The 24,248-nt window shown below is 69.6% G+C and carries 24 protein-coding genes; 8 read left to right on the forward strand and 16 right to left on the reverse strand.

The annotated features are described in order from the left end of the window. From UK23_RS09885 to UK23_RS09895, 3 genes are all read left to right on the forward strand, one after another. Positions 1 to 720, forward strand: a 720-nt coding sequence (locus tag UK23_RS09885; RefSeq protein ID WP_045311118.1) for an alpha/beta hydrolase, incomplete at its 5' end; no start/stop codon positions are given. Between the two features lie 34 nt (positions 721 to 754). Next, positions 755 to 1,945, forward strand: a complete 1,191-nt coding sequence (dinB, locus tag UK23_RS09890) for a DNA polymerase IV (RefSeq protein ID WP_045311119.1) — start codon at positions 755 to 757, stop codon at positions 1,943 to 1,945. A gap of 13 nt (positions 1,946 to 1,958) precedes the next feature. Beyond that, the gene (locus UK23_RS09895) at positions 1,959 to 2,546 is read left to right on the forward strand and encodes a histidine phosphatase family protein (RefSeq protein ID WP_045311172.1); all 588 of its coding nucleotides are present in this window, start codon (positions 1,959 to 1,961) and stop codon (positions 2,544 to 2,546) included. Here UK23_RS09895 and UK23_RS09900 read toward each other — a convergent pair. From UK23_RS09900 to UK23_RS09910, 3 genes are read right to left on the reverse strand one after another with little or no spacing between them, the layout of a single operon-like run. Further along, positions 2,543 to 3,820, reverse strand: a complete 1,278-nt coding sequence (locus UK23_RS09900; RefSeq protein ID WP_045311120.1) for a PEP/pyruvate-binding domain-containing protein — start codon at positions 3,818 to 3,820, stop codon at positions 2,543 to 2,545. The two genes, UK23_RS09895 and UK23_RS09900, sit on opposite strands and share 4 nt — an antisense overlap. Further along, positions 3,817 to 4,404 carry a hypothetical protein gene (locus tag UK23_RS09905; RefSeq protein ID WP_045311121.1) on the reverse strand — a complete coding sequence of 196 codons (588 nt, stop codon included), beginning with the start codon at positions 4,402 to 4,404 and terminating at the stop codon, positions 3,817 to 3,819. The genes UK23_RS09900 and UK23_RS09905 overlap by 4 nt, the downstream gene beginning before the upstream one ends. Continuing rightward, entirely contained in the window at positions 4,401 to 5,411 is a 1,011-nt protein-coding gene (locus UK23_RS09910) for a TetR/AcrR family transcriptional regulator (RefSeq protein ID WP_045311173.1), read from the reverse strand. The genes UK23_RS09905 and UK23_RS09910 overlap by 4 nt, the downstream gene beginning before the upstream one ends. A 152-nt stretch (positions 5,412 to 5,563) precedes the next feature. Between UK23_RS09910 and UK23_RS09915 the strand changes: the two genes are divergently transcribed. After that, on the forward strand, positions 5,564 to 8,515 hold the full coding sequence (locus tag UK23_RS09915; RefSeq protein WP_082114536.1) for a TIM-barrel domain-containing protein: 2,952 nt from the start codon (positions 5,564 to 5,566) through the stop codon (positions 8,513 to 8,515). On the opposite strand, the gene UK23_RS09920 is transcribed toward UK23_RS09915, so the two are convergent. Then, complete coding sequence (locus tag UK23_RS09920; protein ID WP_045311122.1) at positions 8,516 to 9,217, reverse strand: FadR/GntR family transcriptional regulator; 702 nt, start codon at positions 9,215 to 9,217, stop codon at positions 8,516 to 8,518. A gap of 144 nt (positions 9,218 to 9,361) precedes the next feature. Between UK23_RS09920 and UK23_RS09925 the strand changes: the two genes are divergently transcribed. Genes UK23_RS09925 through UK23_RS09935 form a run of 3 tightly spaced genes read left to right on the forward strand, consistent with a single transcriptional unit; the run spans position 9,362 to position 13,626 of the window. Next, on the forward strand, positions 9,362 to 10,900 hold the full coding sequence (locus UK23_RS09925; protein WP_045311123.1) for an SLC13 family permease: 1,539 nt from the start codon (positions 9,362 to 9,364) through the stop codon (positions 10,898 to 10,900). A 7-nt stretch (positions 10,901 to 10,907) separates the two neighbouring features. After that, positions 10,908 to 12,314, forward strand: a complete 1,407-nt coding sequence (locus UK23_RS09930) for an acyl-CoA synthetase (protein ID WP_045311124.1) — start codon at positions 10,908 to 10,910, stop codon at positions 12,312 to 12,314. Continuing rightward, the gene (locus tag UK23_RS09935; RefSeq protein ID WP_045311125.1) at positions 12,298 to 13,626 is read left to right on the forward strand and encodes a carboxyl transferase domain-containing protein; all 1,329 of its coding nucleotides are present in this window, start codon (positions 12,298 to 12,300) and stop codon (positions 13,624 to 13,626) included. Before UK23_RS09930 ends, UK23_RS09935 begins: the two co-directional genes overlap by 17 nt. Here UK23_RS09935 and UK23_RS51370 read toward each other — a convergent pair. The 7 genes from UK23_RS51370 to UK23_RS09960 form a co-directional block, all read right to left on the reverse strand. Then, positions 13,608 to 13,772 (reverse strand): hypothetical protein, encoded by a 165-nt coding sequence (locus UK23_RS51370; protein WP_156212993.1) that lies wholly within the window; start codon positions 13,770 to 13,772, stop codon positions 13,608 to 13,610. The genes UK23_RS09935 and UK23_RS51370 overlap by 19 nt on opposite strands. A 17-nt stretch (positions 13,773 to 13,789) precedes the next feature. Then, positions 13,790 to 14,095 carry a hypothetical protein gene (locus UK23_RS51375; protein WP_156212994.1) on the reverse strand — a complete coding sequence of 102 codons (306 nt, stop codon included), beginning with the start codon at positions 14,093 to 14,095 and terminating at the stop codon, positions 13,790 to 13,792. After that, on the reverse strand, positions 14,092 to 15,267 hold the full coding sequence (locus UK23_RS09940) for a cation:proton antiporter (protein ID WP_045311126.1): 1,176 nt from the start codon (positions 15,265 to 15,267) through the stop codon (positions 14,092 to 14,094). The genes UK23_RS51375 and UK23_RS09940 overlap by 4 nt, the downstream gene beginning before the upstream one ends. A 4-nt stretch (positions 15,268 to 15,271) precedes the next feature. Then, positions 15,272 to 15,745, reverse strand: a complete 474-nt coding sequence (locus UK23_RS09945) for a cation:proton antiporter regulatory subunit (protein WP_045311127.1) — start codon at positions 15,743 to 15,745, stop codon at positions 15,272 to 15,274. Between the two features lie 10 nt (positions 15,746 to 15,755). Beyond that, complete coding sequence (locus UK23_RS09950; protein ID WP_045311128.1) at positions 15,756 to 16,385, reverse strand: response regulator; 630 nt, start codon at positions 16,383 to 16,385, stop codon at positions 15,756 to 15,758. After that, the gene (locus UK23_RS09955; protein ID WP_045311129.1) at positions 16,382 to 17,326 is read right to left on the reverse strand and encodes a sensor histidine kinase; all 945 of its coding nucleotides are present in this window, start codon (positions 17,324 to 17,326) and stop codon (positions 16,382 to 16,384) included. Before UK23_RS09955 ends, UK23_RS09950 begins: the two co-directional genes overlap by 4 nt. Positions 17,327 to 17,412: 86 nt before the next feature. Further along, complete coding sequence (locus tag UK23_RS09960; RefSeq protein ID WP_045311130.1) at positions 17,413 to 18,000, reverse strand: XRE family transcriptional regulator; 588 nt, start codon at positions 17,998 to 18,000, stop codon at positions 17,413 to 17,415. Positions 18,001 to 18,068: 68 nt separating this feature from the next. Here UK23_RS09960 and UK23_RS09965 point away from each other — a divergent pair, with 68 nt between their 5' ends. Continuing rightward, the gene (locus UK23_RS09965; RefSeq protein WP_045311131.1) at positions 18,069 to 18,986 is read left to right on the forward strand and encodes an alpha/beta fold hydrolase; all 918 of its coding nucleotides are present in this window, start codon (positions 18,069 to 18,071) and stop codon (positions 18,984 to 18,986) included. Here UK23_RS09965 and UK23_RS09970 read toward each other — a convergent pair. The 5 genes from UK23_RS09970 to UK23_RS09990 are packed head-to-tail and all read right to left on the reverse strand — an operon-like array spanning position 18,976 to position 24,243. Beyond that, the gene (locus UK23_RS09970; RefSeq protein WP_045311132.1) at positions 18,976 to 20,448 is read right to left on the reverse strand and encodes an amidase; all 1,473 of its coding nucleotides are present in this window, start codon (positions 20,446 to 20,448) and stop codon (positions 18,976 to 18,978) included. The two genes, UK23_RS09965 and UK23_RS09970, sit on opposite strands and share 11 nt — an antisense overlap. A gap of 4 nt (positions 20,449 to 20,452) precedes the next feature. Further along, the gene (locus tag UK23_RS48445; protein WP_052684523.1) at positions 20,453 to 21,304 is read right to left on the reverse strand and encodes an alpha/beta fold hydrolase; all 852 of its coding nucleotides are present in this window, start codon (positions 21,302 to 21,304) and stop codon (positions 20,453 to 20,455) included. Position 21,305: 1 nt separating this feature from the next. Next, positions 21,306 to 22,712, reverse strand: a complete 1,407-nt coding sequence (locus UK23_RS09980; RefSeq protein WP_045311133.1) for an amidase — start codon at positions 22,710 to 22,712, stop codon at positions 21,306 to 21,308. After that, on the reverse strand, positions 22,709 to 23,284 hold the full coding sequence (locus tag UK23_RS48450; RefSeq protein ID WP_052684524.1) for a TetR/AcrR family transcriptional regulator: 576 nt from the start codon (positions 23,282 to 23,284) through the stop codon (positions 22,709 to 22,711). The genes UK23_RS09980 and UK23_RS48450 overlap by 4 nt, the downstream gene beginning before the upstream one ends. A 32-nt stretch (positions 23,285 to 23,316) precedes the next feature. Continuing rightward, a complete protein-coding gene (locus UK23_RS09990; RefSeq protein ID WP_045311134.1) occupies positions 23,317 to 24,243 on the reverse strand; it encodes a patatin-like phospholipase family protein in 927 nt (308 codons plus the stop codon). Positions 24,244 to 24,248: the final 5 nt, after the last annotated feature.

Below are 24,248 nucleotides of genomic sequence, written 5' to 3' on the forward strand. Positions count from 1 at the left end.
AACCCGGCGCAGGGCCGCACCGAGTTCGTCACCTCGGAGGCCGCCGGCATGCAGGCGATCTTCGACCGCTTCACGCAGTGGTGCGCCGCCACACCTGAGTGCGCGCTCCACGGCTCCGACCCCGCCGCGGTGTTCCGCAAGGCGCAGGAGAACGCCGACCGCATCCCCGGCACGTTGTTCGGCCTCAAGTGGTCCGCCGTCACGGTCACGCGCTACTTCGAACTCGCCGGCCCCGGCGACTTCAGCGGCGTGGCGAAGGGGCTGCTGGACCTGTCCGAGGGCCGCAACCCGGTCGAGTCCGGTCCCGAGGAGGAGTACCCGAAGCGCGTGCCCTACGCGGACCCGATGGTCTGCCAGGACTTCCCGCTGGGTGTCCACACGGTCGAGGAGGCGCGGAAAGACCTGGCGTCCACCCGTGCGGCGGCGCCGGTTCTCGGTTACTCGACCAACGCCAGCAACTACAGCTCGATCTGCCTCGGCGGTCCGTCACCGGCCCCTGGTTCGTCCGCACCGGTGTTTTCACGCAGCGCACACCCCACGATGCTGCTGAGCAACACCTTCGACCCGGCCACTCCGGTCCGCTGGGCTTCGCAGGTCGCAACGCAGCTGGGATCGAAGGCGCTGCACGTCCGCACGGACCGGGTCGGCCACGGTGGCGGGATGGACGATCCGGTGACGTTGCGGAAGGTGCGCGACTACATGGCCCAGGTCAACCGCTAGGGCACTGTTCCGACCGGGTGGATGATGCGAACATGTGTTCGTGAGCACGCCGATCCTGCACGCCGACCTGGACGCGTTCTACGCCTCGGTCGAGCAACGGGACGACCCGACGCTGCGCGGCCGCCCGGTCATCGTGGGCGGCGGCGTGGTGCTGGCCGCGAGCTACGAGGCCAAGGCGTTCGGCATCCGCACGGCGATGGGTGGCGCGAAGGCACGGCGTCTCTGTCCACATGCGATCGTCGTTCCGCCTCGAATGTCCGCCTACTCGGTCGCGAGCAAGGCGGTCTTCGAGGTCTTCCGCGACACCACCCCGCTGGTCGAGGGCATCTCGATCGACGAGGCGTTCCTGGACGTCGGCGGTCTGCACAAGATCGTCGGCGCACCGGAGCTGATCGCCCGCCGCCTGCGTGCACAGGTGCTCGCGGAGGTCGGCCTGCCGATCACCGTCGGCGTGGCGCGCACGAAGTTCCTGGCCAAGGTCGCGAGTGGAGTGGCCAAACCGGACGGACTGCTCGTCGTGCCGGCCGACGGCGAGCTCGAGTTCCTGCACCCGTTGCCGGTGGAACGTCTCTGGGGCGTGGGCAAGGTGACGGCGGCCAAACTGCACAACCTCGGCATCCGCACGGTGGGCGAGGTGGCCGCGCTCGGTGAGACCGACCTGGTCCTGATCCTCGGCAAGGCGGCGGGCCGGCACCTGCACGCGCTGGCGCACAACCGCGACCCGCGACCCGTCCAGGTCGGCCGACGCCGCCGCTCGATCGGCTCGCAACGCGCGCTGGGCCGCCGCGAACGCACACCGGAGGACCTGGACGTCATCCTCGCCTCGTTGATCGACGGCGTGACCCGCCGCCTCCGCGACGCCCACCGCGCCTGCCGAACCGTGGTGCTGCGCCTGCGTTTCGCCGACTTCACCCGCGCGACCCGCTCGCACACGGTGATCCACCCGACGTCCGACACCGCGCTGCTGCTGTCCGCGGCCCGGCAGCTGCTCACCGCCGCGCTGCCGGAGATCGCGGAGCGCGGGATCACGCTGCTGGGCGTGTCCCTCACCAATCTCGGCAACGAGGACACGATCCAGCTGATGTTGCCGTTCGACGACCACACACCTGGCGCGCTGGACGCCACGCTGGACCGGCTGAAGGACCGCTTCGGGTCTTCCTCGGTGACTCGAGCCGCGTTGCTCGGTCACGATCCGGGCATCTCGGTGCCACTGCTGCCCGACTGAATATCCTGGAGTGGTGGCGACGAGGCATCTGTACGTGGTGCGGCACGGCGCGGCGGACGCGTTCGATGAGCTGACCTCGGTGGGACAACGACAGTCCGAACTGCTCGGCGCGCGGCTGGCCGGCCTGCCGATCGACACCGTGTGGCACTCCCCGTTGCCCAGAGCGGCCCGGTCGGCGCAGATCGTGGGCTCGTGTCTGCCCGGGGTCGCCGTGCGCGAGGCGGCCGAGCTCGTCGACCACGTCCCGCACGTGCCGGACGAGATTCCTTCGGCGTGGGCCGGGTTCTTCGACGGCTACGACGCGGAAGAGGCCGCTGCGGGCGCACGCATCGCGGATGCGTTGATCAGCAGGTTCGCTCGTCCCGCCGAGGCCGAGACCCACGAGGTTCTCGTGACCCACGCCTATCCGGTGGCCTGGCTGGTGCGGCACGCGCTCGACGCTCCGCCGGCGCGCTGGCTGGGACTGGACTGCGGCAACGCCGCGTTGACCGTGATCGAACACCGCACCGGCCTGGCGCCCACATTGGTGCTGTACAACGACATGAGCCACCTTCCGGCCGAACTGCGCTGGACGGGGTCCGGGCCCGGAGTCCGGCCTTAACGACTCAGCACGGCGTGGGCGGCGCGGAGGCGTTCGGCCTCTGCTCGTTCGGTGTGGTCGCCTGACACGTCGTCCGCCCAGCCGAGCAGCCGCGCGAGGTGGGCGTCCGCGGTCGTGGTGCTGGGTTGGCTGCCCAGCGCGATCTCGCCGCTCGTGCCGTCGATGGTGATCAAGGTGCCTTCGGCGATGGTGAAACCGGAAACCCCGACCACGGCCGGCTTTCCCATCGACCGCGCCACCACCGCGGCGTGGCTCGCGGGTCCGCCTCGCTCCGTGACGACACCGGCAGCGGCCGCGAGACCGCGCATGTCGTGTGGCGACGTCTCCGGGCGCACGAGGATGACCGGGCCTTCGACGGCCATGCGCACCGCACTGTCCGTTGTGGACGCGACCCGGCCGGTCGCGACACCGGGACACGCGCCCAGTCCCCTGGCCAGCACGTGGTCTGCCGTCATTCGCGGGGTCCGGACCAGGTGTTGCGGTGAGACCCGCAGCAACGCCTCGGTCCGGCTGATCACCTGTTCGCCGGCAAGATCCGTGGCGACGCGCACGGCCGCGGCGCCGGCGTACCCGCCGGACCGGACCTGCAGCAGCCACAGCACACCTGACTCGAAGGTGAACTCGACGTAGCACGCATCGCGGTGGTGTGCCTCGATCCGGCTCAGCGCATCGAGCAGCTCCGCCCACACCGCTGGTTCCCGCTCGGCCAGCTCGTGCAGAGGGTGCGTTCGCGCCCTGCCGGAGACGACGTCCTCGCCCTGGTGTCCGAAGAGGACTTCGCCGAACGGTGTCCTGGCGCCGGTGTTGGGGTCGCGGCTGAACGCGACCCCGGTACCGCTGTGCTCGTCGCGGTCACCGAGCACCATCGCCTGAACGATCACCGCGGTGCCGAGATCGTGCGGAATGTCGTGCAGTTCGCGATAAGTACGCGCTCGCGGCGTGTTCCACGAGGAGAACACGGCTTCCACCGAGGGCATGAGCCGCTTGTCGACGTTGAGGATCGTGTCCATCATGCCGGGCATCGACACGCTCGCCCCGGAGCGGACGGACACCGTCGCACTTCCGAGCCCGGCCTTGGCGGCCGCGACCTCGTCGGAAAGCCCGTCAGGTGGTCGCCCGTCGCGCAGGAAGGCCCGGCACGCTTCGGTCGTGATCACGAAACCAGGCGGCACCGGCAAGCCGAGGCGGTGCAGCACAACGAGTCCGTCCGCCTTGCCGCCCACGGTGTCCGCGGTCTCCTGCGATTCCGCGGCGATCGGCCGGATCCACCTCATCGCGGGATCCCCAGCGTGGCGAGCAGATCTTCGTGCAGCTCGGCCCACACCGCGTGGTACGACCCGATGCCGTCCGCCACGTACTCCAGCTCCCCGGCCGCAGCACGACGAAGGGCATCGGTGAGCCGGACCCGGTAGCGGTCGAACCGGGCCTGAGCTGCGGACAGGTCGGCGCACACGACAACCGCGCGCTCGTGGAAGTCGTTGAAGCGACCGAGAACGCGGCCGTCGTAGGCGATGTCGCTGTGATCGTTGAGGATCCCGTTCGACCGGATCTGCCACGCCGTGCAGAGGTCGAGCAGCTCCGGGTTGAGCACCATGAACTCGTGGAACGCCTTGGTGAGCGCGGGCCGGGCCTGTGCCGACTCCAGTTCGCCGGTGATGCGCTGCGCATCCGCCACGCGCCCCTCGTCCGTCAGGCCCCACCCGCCGAACTCCCCCGGCAGGTGCGTGACGAGTCCGTCCACCGCGAGGTCGATCAGCTCGGACTCCACTTCGGACTCGGTCAGCCCGGCCGCGCCGGCGATGCGGGCGGTACCGGCGAATCCGATGCACCGCAACGTGTGCAGCACCAGCAGGCTCATCGTCCAGCCTTCCGCACCGACGCCACGGCATGCGCGGCACCTCGCCCGTCGGCACGAGCGACGATCACACCGTTCCGGACGCGCACGGCGACTTCGGTCTCGTCACCGGCCTGCGCGAGCCCGAGCGCGCCCTCGTCGAACAGCACGTCCACCGACGGCAACGCACCCGCGGTGAAGACGCGCCGCAGGCAAGCCATCAGATCGGCCACGCGCAGCCGCACGAGACGCCCTGTCTCGGCCGGAGCACCGGCGACGACGACCACGGTCACCCGCTCGCCGGAGCGCGCGGCCCGGACAGCTTCCTCAGCGGCCGCAAGGCGGTTCGCGCCCAGCACCGCGATCACGCCGTCGGCCAGGTCGGGCCGAGCCTCGGCGACCGGCCGGGCCGGTTCGACGAACGCCAGGTGCGGCGGTGCCCAGGTGTCGGTGAGATTCACGCCGGCCAGGTGCTCGCACGCGAGCGCCACGTCGAACGGGTCGCTCGCACCCGGCGCGGCCTCGGCCTGATGCGCCGCTCCGTCCAGCAGCGTCAGCACGAGCGACGCCAGCCGCACCTGCCGCTCCGCAGCGCACGACTCCAGCGCGAGACCGAGCAACAGCGCCTCCAGCCTTGCGGTCTGCGCCAGCACGTCCCGCGCGTGGCCGTCGTCGAACACCCCGGCCAACGAGCGCAGTTGCAGCCGTCCACCCGGCACCGAGTCGCCGGCCAGCGGCAACCGTTCGAGCCACACACGTGCGAACGAGCCCAGTGCCTCTGCCAGGGACGCCGGATCGCCGTGCGGTTCGGCACCGCCGGCGTTCTTGGCCAGGTCGATCAGCACCGCCAGGTAGAGGGCGCGCTTGCTGGGGAAGTTCGAGTAGACCGCGCCACGGGTGAGCTCGGCGCGCTCGGCGATCCGGTCGATCTTGGCGAGCACGTACCCGTGCTCGGAGAACTCGTCTCTCGCCGCTGCCAGCACGGACGCACGCGTGCGCTCCTGCTGCTGGGCCCTGGTCAACCGAACCATGACCACCAACATACTCGGAACATCCAGATGTTCTCAACATCTGAGTTCGCGGCAAATGGCGTCTTGATCGCTCCACAGCCGCGCGCCAAGGTGAGAGACGTTCAGGTATCTGAACAACCTCGGAAGCCGACGGCGTCAGACGAGGAGCACGGATGCGCGTCATAGCCCTGCTGGCTCTGGCCAGCCTGATCGTCCCCGTACCTGCGACGGCCCAGCCCGGTGACACGGTCGTGTCCGGGCAGGCCAGGTTCCAGATCCTCTCCCCCACCCTGATGCGGACTGAGTACGCGGCAGACCGCAGATTTGAGAATGCGCTCAGTTACAACGTTGTAAATCGCACCTTCCCCCGCACGGCCTACAGTCAGCGGGTCCAGGACGGGTGGCTGGTGATCACCACCTCGGCGATGACCCTGCGGTATCGCGTCGGGTCCGGGCCGTTCCGGGCCGACAACCTCGAGCTCAAGGCCAGTGGCACGACCGCGTCCCCGTGGCGGCGGGTGGTCTGTGCGACCGGTCAGCTCTGCGAGGCAGAAGACCAGCAGCGGGAAGGGATGCTGGTCGCTGCCGAGCATCCCGGTCACACCGGGGCCGGCTTCGTCGCCGGGTTCTCCTACCCCAACAACGGGATCACGGCAACCGTCAACGCTCCGAGCGCCGGCCGGCATCGCGTTGTCGTGCGGTACGCCAATGGCGTTGGTGGCGACGGGAAGCACGAGAACCGGACGCTCAGTCTCGGCATCGACGGGCGGGCGCGGCAGATCACCTTGCCCGCGACCGCGGACTGGCGTGACTGGCAGCTCGCCGAGACCGAGGTCGACCTGACCGCGGGCGAACACCGCATCTCACTCGGCAAAACGTTCGCCGACACGGGCAACGTCAACGTGGACAGTCTCGCGCTTGTTGCTCCTGGCCAGCCGTATCCGGGTCAGCGCGCGATCGACGACTGCCGTTTCGGCACCACCTGCGAAGCCGAGAACGGGGTCACCACAGGCGTGCTCGCGGACGAGCACGTCGGCTACGCGGGCACCGGGTTCGTCGCTGAGCTGAAAGGCGGAACGAGCCTCACCCAGCGGGTGAGCAACGTCCCGGCGGCGGGCACCTACACCGTGAATCTGCGCTATGCCAACGGTGTTGGCGGTGATGGCAAGCACGAGCCGCGCACGGTGTTCCTGAACGGCCAGGCGGTCGTGTTGCCGGTGACAGCTGACTGGACGACGTGGTCCACGGCTTCCGCGCAGATCCCGTTGCCCGCCGGCACTTCCGACTTCAGGGTCACGTGTCCGGACGCGGGCTGTCACGTCAACCTCGACACGATCGGGATCAACTCGACGCAGCAGCACCTGGCACTCGGCGGGTACCGGCGCTCGCTCGACGGCTACACCGGCACCAGCGGCGATCCGCGGCTCTATCCAGGACTGCTGTACCGCGACGGCTGGTACCTGCTGGACGACACGAGTTCCGCTTTGTACAACGGAAGCACGCCCACGCCGCGCGCGGATCGTGGTGCTCAGGCGTACCAGGACGGTTATGTGTTCGGGTACGGGCAGAACTACAAGGCGGCGCTGGGTGATCTCGCTTCCCTGACCGGTGGGCCGAAGTTGTTGCCGCGCTGGGCCTACGGCGTCTGGTACTCCGAGTACATCGACCGCACGGCCGCCGAATACCGCGACCGGATCCTGCCGGCGTTCCGGCAGCACGGTGTGCCGCTGGACGTCCTGGTGGTCGACACCGACTTCAAGGCGCGCAACACGTGGAACGGCTGGCAGTTCGACCGGGCCAAGTTCCCCGACCCGCAGGGGTTCCTGGACTGGGCACACGGCGAGGGGCTGCACAGCACGCTCAACATCCACCCGAGCATCCAGGGCAGCGACCCGTCGTTCGCCCAGGCGCAGGCGACCGCGAAGGGCAAGCTGGCCAAGGGGAACTGCTCCGACTGCTACGTGTTCGACTGGGGTGACCCGGACCAGCTGCGCGCGTACGTGGAGCTGCACCGGCCCATGCCGACCGACTTCTGGTGGCTCGACTGGTGTTGTGACGGCTCGGGCTCGTCGTTGCGCGGCGTGACGCCGGACTCGTGGATCAACGAGCAGTACGCGAAGCTCGGCGGGTTCGCGTTCTCGCGCGGTTTCGGGTCACTGCAGGCAGGTGGCTACAGCGGGTCCGGGCCGCTGCAGACCGGGCCGTGGGCGGAGAAGCGCAACACCCTGCACTTCACCGGCGACACGTCGTCGACGTGGGGCGCGCTGAAGGGGACCATCGGCTACACGTCGGCCGAGGCGGTGTCGACCGGGATGTCCGCGATCAGCCACGACATCGGCGGGCACAACGACACCACCGGGCTGCGCGGCTCCGAGACCTACCTCTCCGACGGACAGGTGCGGTACACCGCCAAGCTGCCGGACGACCTGTACGCGCGGTGGGTGCAGCTCGGCGCGTTCCAGCCGATCACGCGCCTGCACAGCAACCACAGCGACCGCCTGCCGTGGCAGTACGGACCGGCCGCGCAGGCGTCCGCGACCAAGTTCCTGAACCTGCGCGAACGCCTTGTGCCGTACATCTACACGTTGGCGGAGCAGGCGAATCGCACCGGCGTGCCGGTCGTGCGTCCCGCTTATCTCGACTACCCGGGCAGTCCTGAGGCCTACTCCACTGTGGACAGCCAGTTCATGGTCGGATCGGACCTGCTGGTCGCGCCGATCACCACGTCCGGTGACGTCGGTTCGACGCGAGTGTGGTTCCCGCCTGGGCAGTGGACCGACTACTTCACCGGCCAGGTCTACCAGGGCAACACCTGGGCGACGGTCAGTGCGGGCTGGGACACGATGCCGGTGTTCATGAGGTCTGGCGGCATGCTCGTCGAGCGCACGCATGACGCGCTGAGCGACCAGCACGCGGACGGTGCGCTGACCGTGCACGTCACGGCCGGGGCTCGCGGTTCGTTCACGCTGTACGAGGACAAGGGCCGCACGCGGATCACCCAGAACAGCGGGACTCTGGTCGTGCACTCGGCGTCCAAACGGGACTGGACGGTCGTGGTGCACAACGCCGACGGGTCCAGCCGGACGATCCAGGCCGGTCAGCGGGTGGTGATCAACCTGCGCTGATCAGTCCTCGGGGACCCAGTCGAGGAGGCGGACCTTGGCCACCGTGCGGACGTGCTTGCGCATCGCGGCCGCCGCCTTCTTCGGGTCGCCGGCGGCGATGGCCTCGTAGATCGCCGTGTGCTGCGCCAGCGACCGGTGCGGTCGGCCGGGCTGGCGCAGCGACTCGTTGCGGCTCTCGGTGATCTGGCCGGCGATGGCCTTCATGAAATCGGCGAGCAGGGAGGAGTGGGCGGCGGCGGTGACGGCGGCGTGGAAGCGGCGGTCCCCCTCCACGCCGAAGCCGCCGTCGACGATCTCCTCGTGCATGAAGTCGAGCGACGCGCGGATCGCGTCGAGCTCGTCCTCGGTGCGGCGTTCGGCGGCCAGCTCGGCGAGCTTGGTCTCCAGGGCCTCGCGCGCTTCCAGGACCTCGGGGAGGCGCTTGCGGCGTTCGACGAGCTGCTCGACCGGTTCGACGTCGAGGGTGTCGCGCACGAGGTAGGTGCCGCCGCCGTGCCGTGCCTCGACCAGGCCCTGGACCTCCAGCACGACGATCGCCTGCTTCACCGACGCGCGGCTCACGCCGAGGCTCGCGGCCAGCTCGCGCTCGGCCGGCAGCTTGTCGCCCGCCTTCAGACCGGCCTCGGTGACGTACGCGCGCAGCCGTTCGAGCACCTGCTCGTACAGGCGGGACTTCACCATCGGCCTCAGTGCCTCGGACATAGGCCGAGGATATCGGGTCAAGTGGCTCAGCCACTAGGCCACCTCTTGACAGCTGGTGGACAGAGGGCGGAAAGTGGCTGAGCCACTTGGCCACTGCTCCACCACTCATCCACCACTGGGATCGCCCAACGACGGGAGCCCTGCATGTCCCCCGAACTGATCTCGATACTCGTGCTGGTCGTGGTGTTCGTCATCGCCACGACCAGGTCGATCAACATGGGTGCGCTCGCCTTCGCCGCCGCCTTCGGGGTCGGCACGCTGGTCGCGGACATGAAGACCGACGACATCTTCAAGGGCTTCCCCGGCTCGCTGTTCGTCGTGCTGGTCGGCGTGACTTTCCTGTTCGCCATCGCCCGCGCCAACGGCACCACCGACTGGCTGGTGCACCTGGCGATCAGGCTGGTAGGCGGCCGGATCGCGTTGATGCCGTGGGTCATGTTCGCCATCACCGGCCTGCTCACGGCGATCGGCGCGGTCAGCCCGGCCGCGGTTGCCATCGTGGCGCCGATCGCGATGGGCTTCGCCGCGAAGTACAAGATCAGCCCACTCCTGATGGGCGTCATGGTGGTGCACGGCGCGCAGGCCGGCGGCTTCTCCCCCATCAGCATCTACGGCACGATCGTGAACGGCATCGTCGCGAAGGAAGGCCTGCCGGGCAACGAGATCGTGCTGTTCCTGGCCAGCGCGGTGGTGAACCTGCTGATCGCCGCGGTGGTGTTCGTGGTGCTCGGCGGCATGAAGCTCGCCCGCCAGCCCGTTCAGGCACAAGCACTCGCTCGTACCGGCAGTGGTCGCGGTGTCGACGTGGCCAGTGGCCACGTGACCAGTGGCGATGTGGCCGGTGGCGTCGGTGGAAGCGGCGGCAGCGGAGCGGGCAGCGGTGGCGGAGTCGGCGGCGGAGTCGGCGGCGGAGTCGGCAGCGGAGTCGGCAGCGGTGGCGGCGGCGGAGTCGGCAGCAGCAGCGGTGGCGGCAGCGGAGCCGGCAGCAGCGGCAGCAGCAGCCGAACCGGCAGCGGCACAGCGACGGCGAGTGGCCGCGCCGAGGTCGGTGACGGCGGCTCGGTAGTGGCCGACGAACGCGTCGCCCTCACCGCGCCACGCATCGCCACCCTCGCCGGACTGGCCGCGCTCGTCGTGGCGGCGCTGGTGTTCGACCTCGACGTCGGCCTCGCCGCGATCACCGTCGCCGTTCTGCTCAGCGTCGTGTGGCCGGAGCAGAGCAAGCAGGCGATCACCCAGATCACCTGGCCGACGGTGCTGCTGATCTGCGGCATCCTCACCTACGTCGCCGTGCTGCAGACCATGGGCACGATCAAGTGGGCGGGCGACTCGGTCGCGGGCGTCGGCGCTCCTCTGCTCGCCGCCCTGCTGATCTGCTACATCGGCGCGATCGTGTCCGCGTTCGCCTCCTCGGTCGGCATCATGGGCGCGCTCATCCCGCTCGCCGTCCCGTTCCTGCTGCGCGGCGACGTCAGTGCGGTCGGCCTGATCGCCGCCCTCGCCGTGTCGGCGACCGTGGTCGACGTCAGCCCGTTCTCCACCAACGGCGCGCTGGTGCTGGCAGGTGCGCAGGACGTCGACCGCGACAAGTTCTTCAAGCAGCTCATGGTCTACGGCGGGATCATGGTCGCGGCGGCACCGCCGTTGGTCTGGCTCGCCCTCGTCGTTCCCGGAATCTGGTGAGCCCGTGATGTTCCCCTTGTCCTCAGACCGCGTCGCCCTCCGCTTCGGCGACCGCACCCTGACCCACGCCGAGCTGGCGAAGTGCGCAGGAACCCTGGCGCACCAGCTCAAAGGGCTACCGAGGGTCGCCATCTGGGCCACTCCGACGATCGAGACCTGCGTCGCCGTGGTCGCCGCGCTCCGAGCCGGAGTGCCTGCCGTTCCGCTCAACCCGAAGGTCGGCGAACGCGAGCTCGCGCACATCGTGGCGGACAGCGCACCGGCCAACGTCCTCGCGGCGCCAGGAGTCCAGCTGCCCGAGGGCCTGCAGTCCGTGCCACGCCGGGACGTCACGCTCGACGGCGGCGAGGTCGAACCGCTTCCGGAACCCGGCCCCGAAGCTCCCGCGTTGATCGTCTACACCTCGGGCACGACCGGATCACCCAAGGGTGTCGTGCTGCCGCGCCGGGCGATAGTGTCCACATTGGACGCTGTCGCGGAGGCCTGGGAGTGGACCGCCCAAGACGTTCTCGTGCACGCATTGCCGTTGTTCCACGTGCACGGCCTGATCCTGGGCGTGCTCGGCCCGTTGCGCCGCGGCGGCTCCCTGCACCACCTGGGCAAGTTCTCGACCACAGCACTCACCGAGGCCCTGACCGATGACGGCACGGTGATGTTCGGCGTGCCAACGATGTACCACCGCATCGCCGAAGAGGTCGGCGATGCGCCGGAGCTGAGCGCGGCACTGCGCGCGGCCCGGCTGCTCGTCTCGGGCTCGGCGGCCTTGCCCGTGCGCGACCACGAACGCATCGCCGCGGCGACCGGCCAACGGGTCGTCGAGCGCTACGGCATGACCGAAACCCTGATGAACACCAGCGTCCGCGCCTCTGCCGACCGCCGCCCCGGCACGGTGGGCGTGCCGCTGCCGGGAGTCGAGGTGCGGCTGGTCGACGACAACGGCCTGGAGCTGGACGAACCCGGCGGAGTCGGCGAGATCCAGGTGCGCGGCCCGAACCTGTTCACCGAGTACCTGAACCGCCCGGACGCCACCGCAGAGGCGTTCGCGGACGGCTGGTTCCGCACCGGCGACGTCGGCACCCGCGACCCCGACGGCTACTACCGGATCGTCGGCCGCAAGGCCACGGACATCATCAAGAGCGGCGGCTACAAGATCGGCGCGGGCGAGATCGAGAACGCCCTGCTGGAGCACCCGTCGGTCGCCGAGGTCGCGGTGACCGGTGAACCGGACGACGACCTGGGCGAACGGATCATCGCCTGGGTGGTCCCGGCCGGTGCCACTCCGGACGCCTCGGATCTCGTCGACCACGTGGCCCGCCTGCTCACCCCGCACAAACGGCCGCGGCTGGTGCGGTTCGTCGAGTCGTTGCCGCGCAACGACATGGGCAAGGTCGTGAAGCGTGCGCTCCGGGCGTGAGCCTGCCCGCGAGCTGATCGCCCGCCTCGCGTCGGAGTTCACCGAACTGCCCGGCGGCGTCACGTCGATCGGCGACGGGCCACTGGACTGGCCCGGCTACGAAGATCAGCTCACCCGTGCCACCGAACGCACGGGCGAGCGCGAGGCCGTCGTCTGCGGAGTCGCGGTGATCGGTGGCACGACGACCGTCGTCGTGGCGTTCGAGTTCGGCTTCCTCGGCGGCTCACTGGGAACCCGCACCGGCACGCTGATCGAACAGGCCTTCTCCCACGCACGTTCGCTGCACCTCCCGGTCGTCTCGCTCGTCATGACCGGCGGCAGCCGCATGCAGGAAGGCACACCGACCTTGCTGCAGCTGCAACGAATCGCCCGCCAGATCGCCCTGACCCGCGAGGCCGGACTCCCGCACATCGCCGTCCTGCGCGACCCCACGACCGGCGGCGGCTGGGCCACCCTCGGTGCGGGCGCCGACGTGGTGCTCGGCCTGCGCGGCGCCCAGGTCGGGTTCGCCGGATCCCGCGTGCGCCCACCGGGCTACTCGGTGACGCAACAGTTCGCCGCCGGCCTGGTCGACCAGCTCGTACCGCCGGACGAACTGCGCCTCAGGCTGGAACGCTGGCTGCAACTCGTCACCACACCGGCAACCGAAGCCGAGGTACCACAGGCGTTGGGCGCATCCACACTCCCAGAAACAGGCTGGGAGGCAGTACAACGAGCCCGTGCACCGGGCCGTCCGCGAGCAGCGGCCTACCTCGGCGCCTACTTCGACTGGCACGAACCGATCAGCGGAGACCGGTGCGGTGGCGTCGATTCCGGCGTGCTGTGCGGGTTCGGGCACCGCAACGGCACGACGGTCGCCTACGCGGCCCAGTGCGGCTCCGCCACCAGACCGGCCGGATTCCGCACGGCGGCAAGACTGGTCCGGCTCGCCGACCGGCTCGGCATCCCGGTGCTCACGCTGGTCGACACACCGGGTGCGGCCAACGACGCCGCCGCCGAGAAGGCAGGTGTCGGCGCCGCCATCGCCGACATGTTCACCGCGGTCGCGTCCGCCCGCGTGCCGGTGACGACGTTGCTGATCGGCGAGGGTGGATCCGGTGGCGCACTGGCGTTCGCGGCGCCCGACCGGCTGTGGGCGACACCGGACAGCTACCTCGCGGTGATCTCACCCGAGCTGGCGGCGGCGATCCTGAAGCGCGACCCGTCGCAGGTGCGGGCCACCGCGGACCAGCTGCGGTTGCGGCCGCAGGACCTGGCCGAGCTGGGAATCGCCCAGCTCGCCCAGGCCACGGATCAGGCGACGGCGATGTAGGCGAACGCCAGCAGCGAGCTCGGGACGCAGAGCGTGACCAGGCCGACCACTCCGTAGAACGGTTCCTTCCTCATCACCATCGCCCCCAGCGCACCGAGGCCGAAGATGAGGGACGCGAGCAGCAACACCAGTACGACGATCGACATGTCGAAGAATCCTCAGGTCAGAGATGCGCGGAAGTCGGGAGCAGCCGCGAAGGAGGCGGTGCCCTGCTCGATCCCGGACCTGAAGAAAGCGTTCCAAGTGGTTGTCCGCCGACGACACCGACCGAAACCCGGTCCGGCCGAGCGAGCGGCCGCTCACAGGCGCACAACGCCCAGCAGGCATCCGGTGACGGCACCGAAAGCACGTGCACGGCGGAGACCGAGGCGCTCAGCCCCGAGCCGGCACCGGAATCGGAGACGTCCTGACGCGCGCTGGAGCCGACGAACACCAGCACCAGCGCGAGCAGAACGCCGGACAGCCTCACCGAACCGCTGCCCGCCTGCGCACGAAGAACTCCCCGACCGGCTCCACATAACGAGCCGCGATCGGCCCGATGATCGCCATCAACAACACGTACGCCGTCGCCAAAGCAGCCAGTTGCTCACTCACGTGCCCAGAAGCGACGGCCAGCCCGGCGATCACGATCGAGAACTCGCCCCTGGCCACCAAAGCCGCACCGGCCCGAGCCCGGCCCATCTTGCCGATCCCCTGCCGCCGGGCCGCCCACCAGCCCGTGGCCACCTTGGTCGCGGTCGTGATCACGGCCAGCAGCACCGCCATCAGCAACACCGGCGGAATCGTCCGGGGATCGGTGTTCAGCCCGAACACCACGAAGAAGATCGCGGCGAACAGGTCGCGTAACGGCTCCAGCAACCGAGTCGCGTTCTCCGCGGTGGAGCCGGAGATCGCGATGCCCAGCAGGAACGCTCCGACGGCCGCGGAAACCTGGAGCTCGGACGCGATGCCGGCGACGAGCAACGCCGAACCGAGCAGCTTGAGCAGGAACACCTCGTGATCGGGGCTGTCCACCACGGCCGAGATCACCCGCCCGTACTTCAACGCCACCACCAGGACCACCGTGATCGCGAGCAAGGAGATCCCGACCGAGGTCAACCCGCCCAGGAAGCTCACCCCCGCCAGCACCGCGGTCAGCACCGGGAGGTAGACCGCCATGGCCAGGTCCTCGAACACCAGCACCGACAGCACGACGGGCGTCTCGCGGTTGCCCAGTCGTCCGAGATCGCCGAGCACCTTCGCCACGATGCCGGACGACGAGATGTAGGTGACACCGGCCATCGCCAGCGCGCCAACGGGTCCCCAGCCGAGCAGCAACGCGACCACAGCACCCGGAGCCGCGTTCAGGACGATGTCCAGCAGCCCGGCCATCCACGACTTGCGCAGGCCGGTGGTCAGTTCGGACGCCGAGTACTCCAGACCCAGCAGCAACAGCAGCAGCACCACGCCGATCTCGCTGGCCAGATGCGTGAACTCGGAGATGCCGTGCAACGGGACGAGCCCGCCGGAGCCGAAAGCCAAGCCTCCCACCAAGTACAGCGGGATCGGCGAGATGCCGAATCTCCAGGCGAGGCGGCCCAGAAGCCCCAGGCCGAAGAAGACCGCACCCAGCTGGATCAGGGCGATCGTGGTGTCGTGCACCGCCTCAGCCGCCCGTCAGGATGTCCGCGGCGGCGTCCAGGCCCTCCGCGGTACCGACGACGACCGCGAGATCGCCGTTCTCGAACAGGAAGTCCGGGCCTGGCGAGGGGTGCGCGTCGCCCGCGCGCAGCACGGCGACGATGGACGCGCCGGTGCGGGTGCGCAGTGCCGTGTCGCCCAAAGTCCGGCTCGCGAACGCCGTGACCGGGAGCTGGCGCGTGGTGATGCCGGTGATGTCGCGGTGCTGCTTCGCGAGTTGCGTGACGAGCTGAGGTGCGCCGAGGAGCCCCGCCAGCGTGCCGGCTTCCTCCGGCGCCAGCGGAATCGAGGCCGCGGTGGCGTCCGGGTCGTCCTGTTTGGACAGGATCAGCTCGAACTTGCCGTCGCGGTAGGAGATCACGCCGATCCGGCGGCCGGAGCGGATGGAGAAGTCCTGCCTGACACCTATGCCGGGCAGGGGCGTCACTTCGACGTTCACTCGTGGGTTCCTAGGGTTCTATCAGGCCGGCGCGGATCGCGTACCGGGTGAGTTCGAGGCGGTCTTTGAGGCCGAGTTTCTGCAGCAGGTTGGCCCGGTGGCGTTCCACCGTCTTCACACTGATCACCAGCAGGTCGGCGATCTCCTTGGACGAGTGGCCCTCCGCGACGAGCTTGAGGATCTCCTCCTCGCGGTCGGTGATCGCGCGGGCGCTGCCGTGGTCCAGGTAGTTGCGGATCAACGAGCTCATGGCGGCGGGATAGAGGAACGGCTCGCCGCGCATCGCCGCCCGGCACGCCTCGACGAGGTCGCGGTCGGCCACGGACTTCAGCACGTACCCGGACGCCCCGGCTTTCAGCGCCTCGAAGAAGTACTGCTCGTTGTCGTACATCGTGAGGATCAGGATGCGCAGATCCGGCATCGACCGGGACAGCTCACGCGCCGCCTGCAACCCGGTCATCCGCGGCATCGCGATGTCCAGGATCGCGAGGTCGGGCTGGTCCGCGCGGGCCTTGGTGATCGCCTCGGCACCGTCACCCGCCTCCGACACCACAGTCAGGCCGGGCTCGTTGTCCAGGATCAGCCGCACGCCGCGACGCACCAACGCGTGGTCGTCGGCCAGCAGAATGCGCACAGTCATCCGCGCGCCTCCACCACAAGCCGGACCTCGGTGCCGCCGCCCGGTGCCGCCCCGACCGTCAGCTCAGCGCCGACCAGCAGTGCGCGTTCCCGCATGCCCCGGATGCCCGCGCCTTCCGCGGATGAGCCGATTCCCCGTCCGTTGTCCCGAATCCGCAGCTCCACAGAGGACTGACGACCGCGCACCGTCAGCTCGATCTCGCCGGCTCCGGCGTGCCGGACGGTGTTCGTGAGGCCTTCCTGGGCCACGCGATAAACGACCAGCTCGGTTTCGGCGTCCAGGGCGGGCAGGTTCTTGTCGAACGAGCGGCGCACGGTGAGCCCTGCCGGTTCGGAGATCTCCGCGATCAGCGCCTTCAACGCGCTGACCAACCCGAGTTCCTCCAGCACACCGGGCCGCAGCCGCCGCGCGATGCGGCGGATCTCGTCCAAAGTGGACCGCGTGGTCTCCTGCACCTGCAGCAGTTCCTCGCGCACCGGGTCCGGTGACTGGTCCGCGACCCTCTTCAGCCCCAGCAACACCGCCGTCAGCGACTGCCCGACCTCGTCGTGCAGCTCCTGCGCCACCCGGCGACGTTCGGCTTCCTGCGCGCTCAAAGCACGAGCCGCGCTGTAGCCCCGTTCGGCCTCCAGCCTGTCGATCATGCTGTTGAACGTCGTGATCAGCTCCGCGATCTCGCCGTGCCCGCGCGCGGTGAGCCGGGGCCCGGGCCTGAGCAGGTCGATGGTCGTCATGGCTCGGGTGAGGCGCCCCAGCGGCGCCAGGCCCACGCGGATCAGGACGGCGTTGGCGATCAGCATCACCACGAGCCCGGCCGCGAGCACCAGCACCTCGCCCAGCAACGCGGGCGTGGACACCGTCGCGGGCCCGAACACCAGCAACGCCGCCGCCACCACCAGGACCAGGGCGTTGAGCAGGAAGATCCGCCCGAACAACGACACGCACTCCACCTCTCCGCGATCACTTCCCGCCACGCCTACGCTGACGGGTGAGCCCGCCACGTGTCCATCCGTGGCAACACCCATCTTCAGGCCGGTCGGTGCGTCTCGCCGTGGACGTGCGTGCGCATCCCCTGCGGGTCGAACAGGATCAGCAGCTCGACCGCGCCGCCGTCCGCGCTGCCCAGCCAGTGCGGCAGCGATGTGTCGAACTCGGCGGCTTCTCCCGGCGGCACGATCAGGTCGAGGTCGTCGAGCACCAGCCGCAGCTGTCCATTCAGGACGTAGAGCCACTCGAACCCGTCGTGCGTCTGCAAAGTCGGTTCGAGCGGTTCCGGAGTCGCCGGGATGAGCATCTTGAACGACTGCACCCCGCCCGGCCGCCGGGACAACGGCACGAACGTCATCCCGAACTTGTGGATCGGCTTCAGGTGGATGCGCGGATCGCCGGTCCGCGGCGCGCCGACCAGGTCGTCCAGCGGCACGTTGTAGGTGCGCGCCAACGGCAGCAGCAACTCCAGAGTCGCCCGCCGCTGGCCACTCTCCAAACGCGACAGAGTGCTTTCCGAGATACCCGTGGTCGTGGCGAGGTCGGCCAGGGTGATGCCGCGATGCCGCCGCAACGTGCGCAGCCGTGCGCCCACCCCGTCGAGGACTTCTTCCGTTTCGCGGTTCACGGGCGGCCATCTTGCCAGAGCGGCAAGTTTTCGTGCCAGAAGCGGCATCATCACACGAAGCTGGGCCCATGAAACGCGTCCTACTGGCACTCCTGCTCGTGATCACCGCCTGCTCGTCCCCGGCCCGGCTCGACGGGTTCCAGCACGAGTACGCCGACGTCGACGGCGTGCGCATGCATTACGTGACAGGCGGAAGCGGCACTCCTGTCGTGCTGGTCCACGGCTGGCCCCAGACCTGGTACGGCTGGTGGCCGATCATGCCCGCGCTCGCCGAGCACCACACCGTCTACGCCGTCGACCTGCCCGGCCTCGGCGACAGCACCGGCACGCCGACGAGCTTCGCCAAAACCACTCTCGCCCGATACGTCCACGCGCTGACCACGAAGCTCGGCCTGCGGAACCCCGCGATCATCGGCCACGACCTGGGCGCCGCGGTCGCGTTCCAGTACGCGAGCCAGTTCCCGCAGGACACCGCCCGCCTCGGCTACCTCGATCTGCCGTTGCCCGGGCCGCAGGTCAGCGCCGCGACGTACCGCAACCTGAGCTGGCACATCGCCTTCCACATGCAGCCGCAGGTTCCAGAAGCCGTGGTGGGCGACGACGTCCGCGAGTACCTGAAGCTCTTCTACCCGCAGGTTTCCTTCAACGGCAGCGCGTTCGGCGGCACGAACACCACGTCCCCGTTCAGCGACGAGGAAATCGACGAGTTCGCGCGGACCTACCGCAAACCCGCTGTGCTCAAAGCAGGATTCGACCTCTACCGGGCCCTCGGCCAGGACGTGACGGACAACGACAACGCCAAGCCCGTCACCGTCCCGACCCTGATCATGGCCGCACAAGGCCAAGCTGATGCGATCCGAGGCACAGCAGCCCCGCGGATGACCAACATCGTGCGCGCGATGGACGTTCCGCACGCAGGACACTGGCTCGCCGAGGAGAACCCGCAGTTCGTCACCGCGGAGCTGCTGCGGTTCCTCAGCGAATGAGAGCCACCCGATCAGCCCACGGCAGGGCTTCTTCCAGCTGCGAAGCGAGCCTCAACAGCAGCGACTCACCGGCCAGCGGCGCCACGAACTGAACACCGAGCGGCAGCCCGTCCGCGGTCCAGTGCAACGGCAACGAGATCGCGGGCCGGCCGGTGATGTTCGCGAGCTGCGTGTACGGCACCCAGCCGAGGTTTTCGGAGATCATGTCGTCCAGGATCGAGGTGTGGCGCAGCAACCGAGCCGTGCGCGTCTTCAGCAGCACGTCGGTCGCCCGCTGCAACGACACCGGCAGGTCGAACGCCCCGACCTTGGGCGGCGGGGTGGCGAGCGAAGGCGTCAGCAGCAGATCGTAGGACTCGAAGAACGTGCTGAGCCGCCGGGTGTGTTCGTGCCGCCGCTGGACGGCGTCCACGTAGTCGACCGGGCTCGTGGCCCGTCCCAGCGCGGCCATCAGCAACGTGTCGCGCTCGAACGCGACGTCCGGTGCCCCGGACGCCCGCTTGGCGTCCGCCACTTTCCACGCCAGGTTCACGAACCAGGTCAGCAGGAAGTCGCGCGCCAGAGCCGCGTCGTCGAACGGCGCCTCTGGCAGCTCCTCGACGTGGTGCCCGAGATCGGTCAACACCTTCACGGCGTTCGACACCGCGGCACGTGCCTCGGCGTGCGGCTCAGGATTGATCGCCGACGGCACCCGCACGCCGATCCGCAGCTTGCCCGGATCGACCCCGACGTTCGACGCGAACGACTCGGCGGGCAGGCCCGGCGTGTACGGCCCGGCGAACTCGCCGCCGCAGATCACGTCGAGCATCGCGGCCGTGTCCCGCACGGTCCGCGACACGACACCCTGCACCGCCGCACCGTGCATCATCTCGGCGGTCTCCGGGCCGAACGGCGTGAGCCCGCGCCCCGGCTTCAACCCGACGAGCCCGCAGCACGCGGCGGGAATCCGCGTCGAGCCGCCACCGTCGTTCGCCCCGGCGCACGGCACGATCCCGGCCGCGACCGCCGCCGCCGATCCGCCCGACGAGCCGCCGGGCGTCCGCGTCAGGTCCCACGGGTTGCGGGCGGGGCCCCACACGACCGACTCGCTGATGGCCTTCGCACCGAACTCCGGCAGGTTCGTCTTGCCGAAGATCACCAGGCCCGCGTCGAGCCACCGCTGGACCACGGTCGAGTGCGCGGCCACGGGATGCCGGGCGAGCGAGCGGGAGCCGTTCGAGGTGGGCAGGCCCGCGTAGTCCTGGCCGAGGTCCTTGATCAGGAACGGCACCCCGGCGAACGGCCCGGTCTCGTCGCCGGACGGTTCGGCCGGAATGTCCCGGACGATCGCGTTGATCCGCGGGTTGACCTCCGCCGCGCGCTCCCGTGCCACGGCCAGCAGCTCGGCCGCGGACACCTCCTTCGCCGCAACGAGCTGCGCCAGCCCGGTGGCGTCGTGTTTCCGGTACTCGTCGAAGTCCATCCGGTCAAGGTAGCTGCTCGACGACCCCGAAGATGGTTTCGCGCACCACGGCCGGAGTCTCCTGTGGAATCAGGTGGCCCGCCTCCTCCACGACGATCATCTTCCCGCGCGGCACAGCGGCCATCAGGTCGGCCGCCCACTGGTTGAACTTCGGCCGCCACTCGGTCATGCCGCGCTCGACCAGCCCCGCCTGCAAGCACACGGTCGGCACGTCCGGCGTGCCGGCGGCTTGCAATCGCCGCAGAACGGGCAGTGCCGCCACGATCTGCCGAGCTTCCCGGCTGCCCGCCTGCATCGCCCGCGCGCTGGCGTAGTCGCGCGTCATGATCGCCAGGTCGGCCGCCGAGATCTCGGGCGAGATGCCGTTGCGGAAGGTCGCCTTCTTGATCAGGCCCTTGCCGCCGAACCGCGCCAGCAACCCCAGCAGCGCGAAGAACCGGGCGGCGATCTTGGCGTTCTTGGACGACATCACCTCGGCGAGCGTCGCGTCGACGAACACCATGCCCGCCACGCGTTCCGGCGCGCGATCCGCGAACAGCCGGATGATCGGGCCGCCCCAGCTGTGCCCGACGAGCACCACCGGTTCCTTCTCCCCCAACGCGTCCAGCAACGCCGTCAGGTCGTCGACGATCCGGTCGAGCGTGCGGTCCTGCGGGTCGACATCACTGCCGCCGTAGCCCGCGCGGTCGTAGGACAAGGTCCGGCAGCGCGCACTGATCTCGCGCTGCGTGTGGATCCACGACGAGCCAGGAGCACTCATTCCCGCCTCGAACACGACCAACGGGCCTTGTTCGCCCGCAACGACTGCCCGCAGCTTCCGCCCGTCCGGCAGCGCGACGATCTTCTCGGTCAGCATCTCATCGATCCCAGCAAGGCGGGTGGAGCTCGGACCACAACGCCGCGCTTTCCAGCTGTGCGGCCAAGGCGAGCAGGTCGGCGTCACGACGGCTGCGACCAACGAGGTGGACTCCACGAGGCAGTCCTTCATCGTCCACATGCGACGGCAGTGAAACAGCCGGCACTCCGGCGAGGTTCACCCACGGCGTGTGGCACGACCAGCGCAACATCCGGTCGGCCTCGTCTCCGTCGTAGTAGCCGACCGGGACCGGCGCACCGTTCGTCGTGGGCGTCAACGCCACGTCGTAGTCGTCCACCGCGGCCAGGAACGTGCTGGCATAGCGCGCAAGCAACGCCTGGGCGGTCACGACATCGCTGGCGGACAACGCATCGCTCATCGTCAGCAGCTGTTTCGAGTACGACGACAGGAGATGCGTCCGGTCCGTCAGCTCCATCGCCTGCACCGCCGCGCCCACCGAGTAGGCGAACCAGTCGACCATCGCCTTCCGCGTCGGTTCGTCCCACCGGGCGGGCAACGGGATCTCCCGCACCTCGTGCCCGAGCTCGACGAGCAGCCGGGCCGTGCGCTGGACGGCCAGCACCGACTGCGGGTCGACGTCCTGGTCGAGCCCGGTGTCGGTCCACATCGCGATCTTCAACGACCTGCGCAGCCCGAGCGCGGCGCTGAAGCTGCTTCCCTGGCTCCAGCCGTAGATGTCGCCGGGAGCCGGACGAGCCATCACGTCGAGCACCAGCGCCGCGTCCTCGACCGTGCGCGCGAGCGGCCCTTCCGTTGAGGCCACGAAGAAAGAGCTCGCAGGCGCCGAACTGACCAGGCCGCGACTCGGCTTCACGCCGACGAGGTGACAGGTCGCGGCAGGCGTGCGGATCGAGCCCGCGCCGTCACTGCCATGTGCGACCGGCAGGAGTCCGGCCGCGACCGCCGTCGCCGCACCACCGCTCGATCCGCTGGAATAGCGATCGGTCCCGTACGGCGTCACGGAAGGCCGTGGGATGACGTCGTTCTCGGTGAAGCAGGTGGATCCGAACTCCGGTGTGTTCGTCTTGCCGAGCACCACCGCGCCCGCCTGGCGCAGCAGCCCGACGGTCCAGGAGTCCTCGTCCGGCACGAACTCCGCCATCGCCGCCGACCCGAACGTCGTCCGAATGCCCGCGGTGGCGGCCAAATCCTTGATGCCCAAGGGCAAACCCAGCAACGGGGACTGCTCGCCGGCAGCCAGCCGCGCGTCCGCGCGATCAGCTTCTTCGAGCGCCTGATCAGCCGTGACGGTGATGAACGCGCCGAGCTCGGCGTCCAGCCGGTCGATGCGCGCCAGGTAGTGCTCGGTCAACTCGCGCGAACTGACCTCCTTGGCGCGCAACGAACGCAGCTGTTGCGCGGCGGTCAGCGAGTGGAGGTCGCTCATGACGTCACCGTCGTTCCCGTCAGCGTCCGGTAGACCGACTGCGTCACCACGTCCAGCTCGTCCGGCGTCATCGGCTGCCCGCCGAACATCCTGCGGTGCATCAGCGGTCCTTCCAGCAGGTTGCCGACCAGCGCCAGCTCCGGCACCTCACCGATCTCGCCGCGCCGCACCGCCCTGGCGATCGCGTCGACCAACGGCTGGGAGCGCCGCACCACCAGCGCGCGGAACGTCCGCCCGGCCTCGTCGTCCCGGCGCAGGTCGGAGAGAAAACCGATCAACCCCTCGTTCCACGGCTGGTCCCAGGCCCCGGCCAGGTCCTCGACGAACGCCCTGAGGTCGCCGAGCAGAGCCCCGGTGTCGAAGTCCGGCACGGGCGGCAGGAACTCGTTCAGCACGTCCGCCACCAGCCGCACCTTGCTCGGCCACCGCCGGTAGACGTCCGTCCGGTGAGCCTGTGCCTGCGCCGCGACCTGGGTCAGCGTCAACGCGTCGTAGCCGTTCGTGGTCAGCAGCGACCACGCCGTCGTGAGCAAACGCTGTTCGAGATCGGGATCCCGCGGACGACCCGCCACCGTCGCCTCCAGTTTCGCAACAGGTTGTTGCGTTAACCTAGCACGACCGCGGCTTCCAGCGCGTTCATCGCCGCCTGGAGGCCCGTGTCGACCACCGCGCGCAACACCTCGGGGCGTCGTTCGGTGCGGCCGACCTGCAGGCTGCCGAGCGGCGGCCGGATCTGCAGGCACGCGGGATGCGTCGCCAGCAGCTCCTCCTCCTCGTCCCGGAGTTCCTTGCGGTTCAGCCAGGTGTGCACGACTCCGGGCGCATGGCGGGCGAACCAGCGCGACAGCACCAGCCGTTCGCCACGGGTGGGCCCCACCGGAAGATCGTCCTCCCGCGTGGTGCGCAGCGCGACGATGTGCGTGGCCTGCTGGGCGAGCGCCGACCGCACACACACCATCTCGCTCAAGCCTGCGTCGACGTAGGGATGCCCGTCGATGATCACGGGCGGCCCGGCGAGCAGCGGCATCGCGGTGGACGCCCGCAACGCGGTCTGCAGGCTCCCGACGTCGTGGATCTTCGAGTGCAGATCTGTCGCCTCGCCGGTGAGCGCGTCCGTGGCGATCGGGTGGAACGGGACGGGGTTGTCCAGGATGTCCTGGAACCCCATCGGCCAGACCTGCGTGTAGATGGTGTGCACGAGGTGTTTCGTGTCCACGACGGGCTGGCGGCTGAAGGCGCGCAACGGGTTGATGGTCGTCCGCATGACTCTCGGATCCCACCAGGCGTCCACGGTCTTCTCGGCCCGCCCGCACAGCAGCCAGGCAGCGTTGAGAGACCCCGCCGAGCTGCCGTAGACGGCGTCGAACAACGGCAGCAGCCTGAGCCGTTCGATCGCCACGGCCATCCCGCTCGAGTACGCGCCGCGCGAGCTCCCGCCCTCGATCAGCAGCACCAGGCGTGCGTCATCGCCACGCTGACCTGGCGTGCTTCCCTGTCGCCTGCGCTCACGCAGCAACTCCAGAACGGACACCTTCC

The organism is Lentzea aerocolonigenes (assembly GCF_000955955.1).
GTDB lineage: Bacteria > Actinomycetota > Actinomycetes > Mycobacteriales > Pseudonocardiaceae > Lentzea > Lentzea aerocolonigenes_A.

Excerpts from the sequence above, each read along its gene's own strand:
- UK23_RS09970 (WP_045311132.1), bottom strand. The coding sequence starts at position 20,448 with ATGGACTTCGACGAGTACCGGAAACACGACGCCACCGGGCTGGCGCAG.
- UK23_RS09920 (WP_045311122.1), bottom strand. The coding sequence starts at position 9,217 with ATGTCCGAGGCACTGAGGCCGATGGTGAAGTCCCGCCTGTACGAGCAG.
- UK23_RS09980 (WP_045311133.1), bottom strand. The coding sequence starts at position 22,712 with ATGAGCGACCTCCACTCGCTGACCGCCGCGCAACAGCTGCGTTCGTTG.
- UK23_RS09915 (WP_082114536.1), top strand. The coding sequence starts at position 5,564 with ATGCGCGTCATAGCCCTGCTGGCTCTGGCCAGCCTGATCGTCCCCGTA.
- UK23_RS09900 (WP_045311120.1), bottom strand. The coding sequence starts at position 3,820 with ATGAGGTGGATCCGGCCGATCGCCGCGGAATCGCAGGAGACCGCGGAC.
- UK23_RS09910 (WP_045311173.1), bottom strand. The coding sequence starts at position 5,411 with ATGGTTCGGTTGACCAGGGCCCAGCAGCAGGAGCGCACGCGTGCGTCC.
- UK23_RS09930 (WP_045311124.1), top strand. The coding sequence starts at position 10,908 with ATGTTCCCCTTGTCCTCAGACCGCGTCGCCCTCCGCTTCGGCGACCGC.
- UK23_RS48445 (WP_052684523.1), bottom strand. The coding sequence starts at position 21,304 with ATGCTGACCGAGAAGATCGTCGCGCTGCCGGACGGGCGGAAGCTGCGG.
- UK23_RS09905 (WP_045311121.1), bottom strand. The coding sequence starts at position 4,404 with ATGAGCCTGCTGGTGCTGCACACGTTGCGGTGCATCGGATTCGCCGGT.
- UK23_RS09950 (WP_045311128.1), bottom strand. The coding sequence starts at position 16,385 with ATGACTGTGCGCATTCTGCTGGCCGACGACCACGCGTTGGTGCGTCGC.
- UK23_RS09925 (WP_045311123.1), top strand. The coding sequence starts at position 9,362 with ATGTCCCCCGAACTGATCTCGATACTCGTGCTGGTCGTGGTGTTCGTC.
- UK23_RS09965 (WP_045311131.1), top strand. The coding sequence starts at position 18,069 with ATGAAACGCGTCCTACTGGCACTCCTGCTCGTGATCACCGCCTGCTCG.
- UK23_RS51370 (WP_156212993.1), bottom strand. The coding sequence starts at position 13,772 with ATGTCGATCGTCGTACTGGTGTTGCTGCTCGCGTCCCTCATCTTCGGC.